Origin of the sequence: Pseudanabaena sp. 'Roaring Creek' (genome assembly GCF_001402795.1) — a bacterium.
Taxonomy (GTDB): Bacteria; Cyanobacteriota; Cyanobacteriia; order Pseudanabaenales; family Pseudanabaenaceae; genus Pseudanabaena.
Genome location: NZ_LIRE01000390.1, coordinates 1 through 9,596, shown reverse-complemented (window position 1 = coordinate 9,596; position 9,596 = coordinate 1). Strand labels below are relative to the sequence as shown.

Sequence of the window (9,596 nt, the reverse complement as noted above, 5' to 3'; positions counted from 1 at the left end):
ATTATACCAATTCACGAAAGTGTGACAACACTTTTGTGAATTAAACACCAAACCCAGTAAGGTTTTGAGATTTCCAAAATGGCGTTGCCATTTTGGAAATTGGTATTACTTATAGCTACAGTCACTTGAATTAGGACAAATCAAACCCCAAGAATTGACTGGCGGCGCGAAGCGCCGCCAGTCAATTCTTGGGGTTTATGTCCTAGTACATTTGGCGATAGCTATATATTTCAGCATGGATGGCTTTTGAGATTATCCGAACATAACTTACTGCCGCGAGAAAATGCGAAAAAATAATATAACTTTTGTATAACTTTTGCTATGACCTTTTAGTAACTTCTAGTGGTTGCTATATCAACGGAATTGATAGATAACTAGGTATATTAAAGGCATAAATCTATTTTCCGATTTAATTGAATCCTACTTCAGTAATTTTGGAGATATATAACTGCAATGTGAAATAGAGAATAAATTCCACTTTGCCCTATCTAGTGAGTTCCTAACTATTTCATTGCATTGCATTAGATATTTAGAGTTTCCCGTAATATTCCTACTACTTATGGGAACTCTTATTAATAGATTAAATCCTTTGGACTTTGCGATTGGTTGATCAAATATTTAACCGAATAAAGAATTGCAAAAGTCTAAGAATTGCCAGCATAAGAATTGCAAGTACAAGAATTGCATTGGATAGATATTAAGGTAGTAGAGAGGGAAGAAATGACTAGTTTTATCGTTAACAAATCGCAAGTGATTGAACTGACAGATAGCACAGATGAGTCTTCCTTTATTTCTAATTCAATGCTCAAAATAAAGCAAAGCAAATTGCTTGTCCATTCTTTTGGGAATTTTAGCGCTATTTGTCACAAGTATTTAAGTGTAACGAAACTCTTGAGCGTACTTCATAGCTTAGGGAAGAATGTAAATCGGTCTAACGTTAATTTAATCCGAGTGGAACCTGCCATTGGGGAAGCGAAACTTAAGAATTTAGCCGATGTATGTTTGAAATCCCACAAAGATGTTTACCTGAATTTGCCCCAAGCTGATGAATTGCCACAGGTGCGTAGAGCGATCGCTTGGACAATAAAGCGAACTTTTGATTGGCTAGCGGCTTTGGTAATTCTGATAATTCTCAGTCCTGTTATGTTGGCATTAACGGCGATCGTTGCTAGCACTTCTGGCGGGGCTGTATTTTTCCATCAGTGGCGTGTCGGAGAAAACGGCAAGCTATTTAGAATCATTAAATTCCGTACGATGATTGCCGATGCCGATAAACTGCATCATCTAGTAATGAGCGGTCAAACAGGGCTACATAAGTGTGAAGACGATCCGAGAATTACTCCTGCTGGTCGTTGGATGCGCAAGTATAGCCTTGACGAACTTCCCCAACTCTTCAATGTTTTGCGTGGAGAAATGAGTCTGGTCGGTCCTCGTCCTTGGGCTCTGTACGATGCGTTGAGGATTAGTGGCGATCGCCAAAGAAGGTTGAATTCATTGCCTGGAGTCACAGGTGCTTGGCAGGTGAGTGCTCGTTCGACGATGCTCGATCTAGATGCTGTAACGGATTGCGATTTGAATTATCTTCGCGACTGGACTATATGGTCGGATCTCAAAATTTTATTGATGACTGTTCCTAAGGTTCTATCAGGATTTGGAGCTTACTAAGTATTGCTTTCTCTTTCCCAGAAAGCGAATCTAGGGACTAATATATACTACTTTTCAGGCTTGATTTAATTGAATTAATTGTCCCTATTCCAGAGTTTGCCCATGTTTTTGCATGGGCTTTTCTGTATGAAAAAAGAAAGAGCGTCAGGATATCAAACCCAATAGAGAGTTGCGGCGCAACTCTCTATTGGGTTTGATGTCCTGACCTAAGTGAATATAGATATAGCAGTAAACTTAAAACCTAGAAGAGCATACCGCCCGCTTAGCGGGCGGTATGCTCTCTGCTTAGCTACATTTAATGGGGATGCAATCGAGGATGCATTAGGTTAGGGATTGGGGCATTACCGAGCAAATGAGTCTCAATAATTGACTGAATCTTCTTAGGAGTAATATGCCAATAGTAGATATTGTCGGGTAATACGAGCACCATTGGACCAGAACCACATAGCCCCAGACATTCACAGACTTCTACCGTGACATTAATCGGTTTCTGTTGTTGCAATATGGCGAGTATCTCAGGCGCACCATCTTTTTTACAGGTGCGATGTTGACAAACAAGAACGCGACGGGCAGGAATATCCAAGATAGCGATCGGGGGTTGAAGTAACTTAGAAATGTCACTTAAATTTTAACGCACCACTAAAACAGGTGCAACGCAGTGGTGAACAATATAATCGCTGACACTACCGAGCATCAATCGCTCTATAGATCCCAGTCCTCTCGATCCGAGTATTACCAAATCAACATTTTCTTCCTTCGCCACAGAGCAAATCACATCACGAGGTTGCCCCGTTTCTAGTCTGGTGCTGGTATCGAGATGACTAGCTTGACAGATGTCTTGGGCTTTTTGGAGTAGCGCTTGCCCCGCATTCAAAATTTTGCGTTCCAGCTCGATGTCAGGCAGTCCGCGCCAGCCGACCCAGTCCCCAGTGGGCATCATCACTTCAGGAACATAGCTGCTAAGCGGTTCAACTACGGTCAGTAAAATAATCTCAGATTGCAGAGGTGCGGCAAAAATTAGGGCTTTGGCAAGAGCATGTTCACTTGCTTGAGAGCCATCAATAGCAACTAAGAATTTCATAGGTTTACCATAATGTAGAAATTATATTCTCTGTAATACTTGGTAAGTAATCTTGGTAAGTAATACAGTCGTTGCATATGTTGCATCTATAGCGATCGCCAAATCCGATCTTTTAAACTAAGGATTGTTGAGTCTATTTACGAGCGGTCAAATTTATGAGCCTCAAAATTTATGGAAAGTAAATGATATGGGCAATAAATGGCGCGTAACTGCAATAATCCGAGAAAAATCAAATTTGGAGATCCCTATATAACTATTACAGACCCAAATATACTGATAGCGATCGACAAGTTGTAAATCTTTGCTGTAGTTCATTTCTTTTAATATTCCATGACAAGCGATATTCGTATTGGTTTTGCTAATTCTGTAGGTAACACCCCCCTGATTAAAATCGAGTCACTTTCAGAAGCAACGGGTTGCACAATTTTAGGTAAGGCTGAGTTGCTTAATCCAGGCGGAAGTGTGAAGGATCGAGCGGCTCTGTTTATGGTGTTGGAGGCTGAAAAGGCTGGCACTATTAAAGCGGGTGGCACGATTGTAGAAGGTACTGCGGGTAATACGGGAATTGGACTAGCCCTCGTCGCAAATGCCCGTGGTTATCGAAGTGTCATTGTGATGCCTAGCAATCAATCGCAGGAAAAAATCGATCTGCTAAAGACCCTTGGCGCGGAAGTCGAGTTAAGTACACCTGCACCATTCTCTAGTCCCGATAATTATTACCATGTCGCTCGCAGACGTTCGGAAGAAATTGCTAATTCTTTTTGGGCAAATCAGTTTGAAAATTTAGCAAATTCCGAAGCTCATTATCAGACCACTGCTCCTGAAATTTGGGAGCAGTCTGGCGGTCAACTTGATGGGGTGGTAATGTCCTCTGGCACGGGGGGCACAATTGGTGGTGTGACTGCCTATCTGAAGGAGCAAAATCCGCAAATTGCTACTTACTTGATCGATCCGACGGGGTCGGGCTTATACAGCTATATCACTACGGGTGAATTTAAGGCTGAGGGGAACTCGATTACCGAAGGAATTGGTATTAATCGGGCGACGGCAAATTTTAATCGCGCTAGATTAGATGGGGCGTTCCAAGGTACCGACCAGCAGGTGATTGAGATGGCTCAGTACTTACTCAAGCATGACGGTTTGTTTGTTGGTAGTTCGGCGGCGCTGAATGTGGTTGGGGCGGTGAAACTCGCTCGTAAATTAGGCAAAGGACATACGATCGCGACCATTCTCTGTGATGGTGGTGGCAGATATCAAAGCCGAATGTATAACCCTGAATGGTTAGCAGAAAAAGGTTTAACTCCTGTGGCTAAGGGCTTGGAGTTTATTGATGACTGATTTGGGTACTAGTTTGGGCGTTGATGCGATGCCGAAAAAATATCGATGTATTGGTGTTGGCGTGGTTTGGGATCGCGATCGCCAAAAAATTCTGATCGATCGCCGTTTACCTGAAGGCGAACTGGCTGGATATTGGGAGTTTCCTGGCGGCAAAATTGAGGGGCAGGAGACTGCACCAGAATGCATCAAGCGGGAATTGCAGGAAGAATTGGCGATCGATGTTGCCGTTGGCGAACATCTGATCACCGTGGATTTTGAATATGAAACGTTGCGGGTCAGTCTGATCGTCCATCACTGTAACCATCTAGCGGGAGAACCACAGGCGATCGCTTGCTCGGAAATTCGTTGGGTTACCGTTGATGAATTGAGTAGTTATCAATTGCCTGCCGCCAACTACGAGATAGTCCAAGCTTTAAAAGCACAGACAGGGTTATAGAGTTGCGGCGCTTTGTGCCGTGACTCTATAACATGAATTTGGAATTCCCATAATAATTGAACTATGGAGATAGAAATTTACTGATGGAAGAAATCAGTGCAGACCAGATAGCCTCACAGCTATACCAAGAGGGGATTAGCAATTTTGAAAGTGGCAATTACCAACAGGCGATCGCCCTGCTCGAACGCGCCCGTGCCCTAGCAGTTTTAGAAACGGTTTTAGGCGGAGAAATTCTGGTATGGCTGGCGAATTCCTATGATGCTGTCGGCAGAACCGAAGAAGCGATCGCCCTTTGTCGGAGCCTCAAAAAGCATCCCGTTAATAATGTCCGAAAATCAGCACGTTATATGTTGGGAATTTTGACTGCGCCGCCCCTAGGCAAACTAGAGGGTGTAGTCTCGGAAGTCCCAATTTTAGAATCTCCTGATACCTATGAATCTAAGCCCGTAGCAAGAAAAACAACGCCAGATAACAGCGATCGCAAGCCCTTTCGAGAAGTTTCCCTCGACAAGCCAAATACCAATAGCCGTAATAATTTTCTATGGTTTGCGATCGCCATTTCGCTTCTGCTTCTCGCCCTATGGTCGATCCAGTCCACCTAATCCCAAAGCTCAAAATGGCGTAGCCATTTTGAGCTTTGAAAACCCTGACAGTGAATTGGCATAAGAAGAGAAGGTTGGCGCTTCGCGCCAACCTTCTCTTCTTATACCAATTCACGAAAGTGTGACAACACTTTTGTGAATTAAACACCAAACCCAGTAAGGTTTTAAGATTCCCAAAATGGCAACGCCATTTTGGGAATTGGTATTAGTCGCATCGGCTTTTTAAGCCTGAGTCTGAAGAAGCAAAACCGCAAACTTAAAAATGAATGGTATGCTAGCTTATACTTTTGTTAAGTTAGTTAAAGCAAAGTTCAAACTCAATTAATTAAATTTCAACTATTTCTGGGAGTAAATGGCGTGATGAGGCGAGCGATCCCCGCACAATGGTTTAATTTAGGAATGCACCTAGTTTCAATGGTATTTGGGCTATTTGGTCTAATTTTTGTACTGCCCAATACCGAGTTTATTGAAAGCTTGTCCGAAGCTGGTTTGCAAATCTTTTCATGGGGAATGCAAAATGGTGGTGCTTCTTACATGATTTTTGGCGCGATCGCCGCATTTCTTTATGGTAAGCAAACCATCGGGCTGAAACGTACCCTCGCTTTTTGTATTCCTGCCATTGGTTTGTCCGTTAGCAGCGAATTGTTAGGAACTAGCACGGGATTTCCCTTTGGAGCCTATTCCTACCTAAGTGGTTTAGGTTATAAGATTGCAGGTCTAGTTCCATTTACGATCCCCCTCTCATGGTTTTATATGGGATTCTCCGCCTTTTTAGTCGCAGCGACCTTAATGCGCTTTGGCACGGGATGGGGCTATAAAATTATGGCGATCGCCCTTGGCGCATTAATGTTAACTTCGTGGGACTTTGTCCTCGATCCCGCCATGAGTCAAACCGCATTTCCTTTCTGGGAATGGCATCAAGCAGGTGAATTTTACGGAATGCCCTATCAAAACTTTTTAGGTTGGTTTGGCACTGGCTCTTTATTTATGACCGTTGCCTCCATAATTTGGGGAAAAAATGACCAACCAATCCTAAACCGCCAGCAAATTCTTTTTCCGACCATTTTGTATGCAGGAAACTTTACGTTTGCTTTCGTCCTCAGCTTTAGCTCTGGTTTTTATGTACCTGCTTTGCTGGGTATTGTGGTGGGCGCATTACCCTTGCTGGTGCTTTACTGCACCACACCGAATGGTGAGTTAGAAGATCAAGCGATCGAGTCAGGCATCGCAGTTGTCGCCTTAGACTCACCTAAGTAGAATCACCCTAAACAAATAAAAAAAGAGGTGCTTAGCACCTCTTTTTTTATTTGTTTTATTTGGTTTACTTGCCCTGTAAGCTTTTTAGCTCTCGGAGAATCAACATCAAACCTTTATTCTGATGATCGATTTGCTCGGAAATTTTTTCCATACGTTGATTTAAGGTTTCGATATCTTTATCTTGGCGATCGATTCGCGTATTTAACTCGTTAAACCTTGCCACAACTTCACGCTGAATCAAGTTCTCAATCCCCTGCACCAATAAAGTCTCAGTCGAGGTGAGTCGATTGACAATCATTTGGAGGCTAGGTTCCTCAGAACGCTGTAACTCTCTGACCACCGCAGGGGTAGATCGAGATACTGATTCTGGCACTGATTGAACGGGCTCAGGTATTAAAAAGTTTTGAATACGGGATACCAATACATCCGCTTCAAAAGGTTTTTCAAGGAAATCAAACTCAGTAAATGGCTCAGGAACATGCTCGGTAACCTGTTCTTTAAGTCCAGAAATCATGATTACAGGAACCTTTTGCAATCCTTCGACACGACGGATTGCCTGTAAGGTCTGATATCCATTGTATTTGGGCATCACGAAATCAAGCAAAATTAGGTCAGGAAAGGCTCGGCGAGCAGCATCTAAACCTGATTTGCCATCACTTGCTTCTAAGACATCATATTTTCCCGCCAAAATGCTTTTAACCATTTTGCGGATCATTATGCTGTCGTCAATTACCAGTACTTTCTTTGCAGTCATGGATTTGAAGAATCCGCCCCAAATAGCTATGCCAGACCATCATATTACATCACAAAACTTGCTTGGTTGAAATTTTTTTCCGATCGCCTCAAGATGATTGGTTAAAGATGAGTGCGATCGCGTTAGACTTAAAAGGCTCATTTTCTTTCGGTTTTATGGCAAAACGCTACACTATTGATTCGTCACAAATTATTCGTCGTGTCGAAGAACTGATAAACGCCTCCTCCAATCGTTATCGCATTACTGTGCAAGTTGCCAACAGAGCCAAGCTCAGACGCTATGAAGATGATGATTATGACGATCGCATGATGAAGCCGATTTTACGCGCCATTATGGAAATGTCTGATGAAATTTCCCAGCCTGAAATTCTGAGCGACTGAAAGGCTTGAATTTATAGTTTGTCGTAAGTAGCTGGGCATAATTAAAACCCAGAATTAAAAGCTGTAGCGCACGCTGTGCGTGCACTACAGCTTTGGGGTTTTATATTTAATTGCACCTAGCTGCTTACATAGCTACTTAACAAAGTGCGACAAACTATAAATTTCTTAAAGGACTATGTTAAATTTTACGGATCGAAATTCAGCGAAAAAACTACTTCGCGGTGATGGTTGGCGGATCGGATTTCGTTCCGATGTTGATTTATATAAGGGTCTAGTTGGGGCGGAGAGTTGGGCGATCGAGTTAACTGAAAGCGAATTTAAAGATTTTTGTAAATTAGCTTCGCAACTCGCGGAGACGATGCAGGTGATGGCAAGCGAGTTGTCAGATGGCGAAAAGATTTGTTGTACGTTGGAGACTGAGGATATTTGCCTTGAGGTAAATGGCTATCCCCATGCCTTTAATTTGCATTTTCAGTTATTAACGGGACGACGCTCGGAAGGATTTTGGGATGAAGTTGCTGTACCTTTTTTGATTGAGGCGATCGCCCATTTGCTAAATTAAGACATAAAGGAAACCGATTTTTGATGGCGCGGCGAAGCCGCGCCATCAAAAATCTTTAAAGCTCTAATACCAATTCACGAAAGTGTGACAACACTTTTGTGAATTAAGAAGCAAACCTAGTAAGGCTTTGAAAAACTAAAAATGGCGTAGCCATTTTTAGTTTTTGTATAACTTGTCTAATTTGATTAGGAGCAAAATATGACCAGCATTGTTATTGAAAAAGACGAAACTAACTTAGAGGTAAAGCAACCATTAACCTTAGAGGAGTTTTTAAAATTACCAGATATAGACGCAAGTTATGAGTTAGTTGAAGGAGAAGCAATAAAAAAAACGTCATCCAAATTTTTTCATTCTCGACTAACGGCATCCTTTTGGAGTGAATTATCATCATGGGCTAATGGTTTTGGACAAGTCGCGATTGAGTGGTCAGTGACGCTAAAACGTCATGGGCAAGATTGGGCTCCTGTCCCTGACTTGCTCTATGTTTCCCATGAGCGTCTTGCCGCAGATTGGTGTGAGGATACACCTTGCCCCGTATTGCCTGAATTAGTGATTGAGATTGTATCGCCCGATCAGACTTTCAATCAGTTAGCCCAAAAGGCGATGGATTATTGGCACTGGTCAGCTAAAGCGCGATCGACATATTTGCATCTTTTTTGTTGGCATGAAATGGGCATTTCAGAATCCATCCCCCATTAGCTGACCAGTACCCCAAGGGAGTGGAGAAGTGGTCATACTGTTTTTGCCAAATGTTTTAGAAAGGGCGCTTAGCGCCCCAATGGCTAACTTGTGAGTTTATTGCATAGACTTTCGGGCGAGGCTGACGGCTTTGACAAAGCTGTAGACACCCACAGGTACGCTGATTAGCAAAATTGCCCAAGTAGTGGCAAAGCCAAAATCTGGTGCGCCGTAGGATATTTCGTAAATGCAGCCAACAGAGGAGATCGCCGCCACAATGGAAATAAGTAGAATCAATTGAGCTTTTATATAATCGGGTGACATAAGTAATATTTTGAATGATTAATTTGAATGATTAATTTAATGATTAAGATTTTGAATAAATTGATTGCTTGATCAAACTATCTGGAGAAACCTCATCAAAAATATAGCAATCCTATTGTAAGGACTTTGCGCGTTTGCTTCTCTTTTGCGTATACATTAAACGATCGCCATCTTCTAAAAGATATTCTATGGATTTACAGCAATTATCGATCAAACGAACCACAAGGAAATTTTTGAAAGCGTTGCGAAGCAACGCTTTCAAAAATTTCCTTGGTTTGGGTTTGAGCGCAAAGCGCTGTATGTCGATTAGGAGCGAATTCAACCACACCAACGCTACAGAGAATATCGTAACCACGCACCTCTTTTTGGTTATGCTCCTTCCTGATTTTCTCAAGACGACTCAATAGTAAATTGCTCGCTGTGCGATTAGTATTGGTCAACAAAACCACAAATTCATCGCTACCTAGACGACCAATGACATCGGAGCGAACTCCAGATACTTTAGAAATTCTTCTATAG

At 42.4% G+C, this 9,596-nt stretch carries 13 protein-coding genes; 8 read left to right on the top strand and 5 right to left on the bottom strand.

The genetic code is table 11. The features are described from left to right. Positions 1 to 666: 666 nt before the first annotated feature. On the top strand, positions 667 to 1,665 hold the full coding sequence (gene hepC, locus AC805_RS13170; protein ID WP_231662829.1) for a heterocyst development glycosyltransferase HepC: 999 nt from the start codon (positions 667 to 669) through the stop codon (positions 1,663 to 1,665). Between the two features lie 295 nt (positions 1,666 to 1,960). Here the strand turns inward: hepC and AC805_RS13165 are convergent, their stop codons facing one another. After that, complete coding sequence (locus AC805_RS13165) at positions 1,961 to 2,248, bottom strand: ferredoxin (protein ID WP_055075855.1); 288 nt, start codon at positions 2,246 to 2,248, stop codon at positions 1,961 to 1,963. Between the two features lie 45 nt (positions 2,249 to 2,293). Continuing rightward, positions 2,294 to 2,746 carry a universal stress protein gene (locus AC805_RS13160; RefSeq protein ID WP_055075854.1) on the bottom strand — a complete coding sequence of 151 codons (453 nt, stop codon included), beginning with the start codon at positions 2,744 to 2,746 and terminating at the stop codon, positions 2,294 to 2,296. 330 nt (positions 2,747 to 3,076) lie between these two features. Between AC805_RS13160 and AC805_RS13155 the strand changes: the two genes are divergently transcribed. The 4 genes from AC805_RS13155 (at position 3,077) to cruF (ending at position 6,379) form a co-directional block, all read left to right on the top strand. Then, a complete protein-coding gene (locus AC805_RS13155) occupies positions 3,077 to 4,084 on the top strand; it encodes a cysteine synthase A (protein ID WP_055075853.1) in 1,008 nt (335 codons plus the stop codon). After that, positions 4,077 to 4,520 (top strand): 8-oxo-dGTP diphosphatase MutT, encoded by a 444-nt coding sequence (gene mutT / locus AC805_RS13150; RefSeq protein ID WP_082429492.1) that lies wholly within the window; start codon positions 4,077 to 4,079, stop codon positions 4,518 to 4,520. The genes AC805_RS13155 and mutT overlap by 8 nt, the downstream gene beginning before the upstream one ends. Positions 4,521 to 4,603: 83 nt before the next feature. Next, positions 4,604 to 5,122 (top strand): tetratricopeptide repeat protein, encoded by a 519-nt coding sequence (locus tag AC805_RS13145; protein WP_055075852.1) that lies wholly within the window; start codon positions 4,604 to 4,606, stop codon positions 5,120 to 5,122. A gap of 360 nt (positions 5,123 to 5,482) precedes the next feature. Further along, entirely contained in the window at positions 5,483 to 6,379 is an 897-nt protein-coding gene (gene cruF / locus AC805_RS13140) for a gamma-carotene 1'-hydroxylase CruF (protein ID WP_055075851.1), read from the top strand. A gap of 64 nt (positions 6,380 to 6,443) precedes the next feature. Here the strand turns inward: cruF and AC805_RS13135 are convergent, their stop codons facing one another. Beyond that, the gene (locus AC805_RS13135) at positions 6,444 to 7,133 is read right to left on the bottom strand and encodes a PleD family two-component system response regulator (RefSeq protein WP_055075850.1); all 690 of its coding nucleotides are present in this window, start codon (positions 7,131 to 7,133) and stop codon (positions 6,444 to 6,446) included. Between the two features lie 155 nt (positions 7,134 to 7,288). On the opposite strand from AC805_RS13135, the gene AC805_RS13130 reads away from it, so the two are divergent. The 3 genes from AC805_RS13130 (at position 7,289) to AC805_RS13120 (ending at position 8,774) form a co-directional block, all read left to right on the top strand. Further along, the gene (locus tag AC805_RS13130) at positions 7,289 to 7,513 is read left to right on the top strand and encodes a DNA-directed RNA polymerase subunit omega (RefSeq protein WP_040689404.1); all 225 of its coding nucleotides are present in this window, start codon (positions 7,289 to 7,291) and stop codon (positions 7,511 to 7,513) included. Between the two features lie 175 nt (positions 7,514 to 7,688). Further along, the gene (locus tag AC805_RS13125; RefSeq protein WP_055075849.1) at positions 7,689 to 8,075 is read left to right on the top strand and encodes a DUF1818 family protein; all 387 of its coding nucleotides are present in this window, start codon (positions 7,689 to 7,691) and stop codon (positions 8,073 to 8,075) included. Between the two features lie 198 nt (positions 8,076 to 8,273). Further along, complete coding sequence (locus AC805_RS13120) at positions 8,274 to 8,774, top strand: Uma2 family endonuclease (RefSeq protein WP_082429491.1); 501 nt, start codon at positions 8,274 to 8,276, stop codon at positions 8,772 to 8,774. Between the two features lie 96 nt (positions 8,775 to 8,870). Here AC805_RS13120 and AC805_RS13115 read toward each other — a convergent pair whose 3' ends face one another. Both AC805_RS13115 and AC805_RS13110 read right to left on the bottom strand, forming a co-directional pair. After that, positions 8,871 to 9,077 carry a hypothetical protein gene (locus AC805_RS13115; RefSeq protein WP_055075848.1) on the bottom strand — a complete coding sequence of 69 codons (207 nt, stop codon included), beginning with the start codon at positions 9,075 to 9,077 and terminating at the stop codon, positions 8,871 to 8,873. Positions 9,078 to 9,280: 203 nt separating this feature from the next. Then, positions 9,281 to 9,596, bottom strand: a 316-nt coding sequence (locus AC805_RS13110) for a diguanylate cyclase domain-containing protein (protein ID WP_197278724.1), incomplete at its 5' end; no start/stop codon positions are given.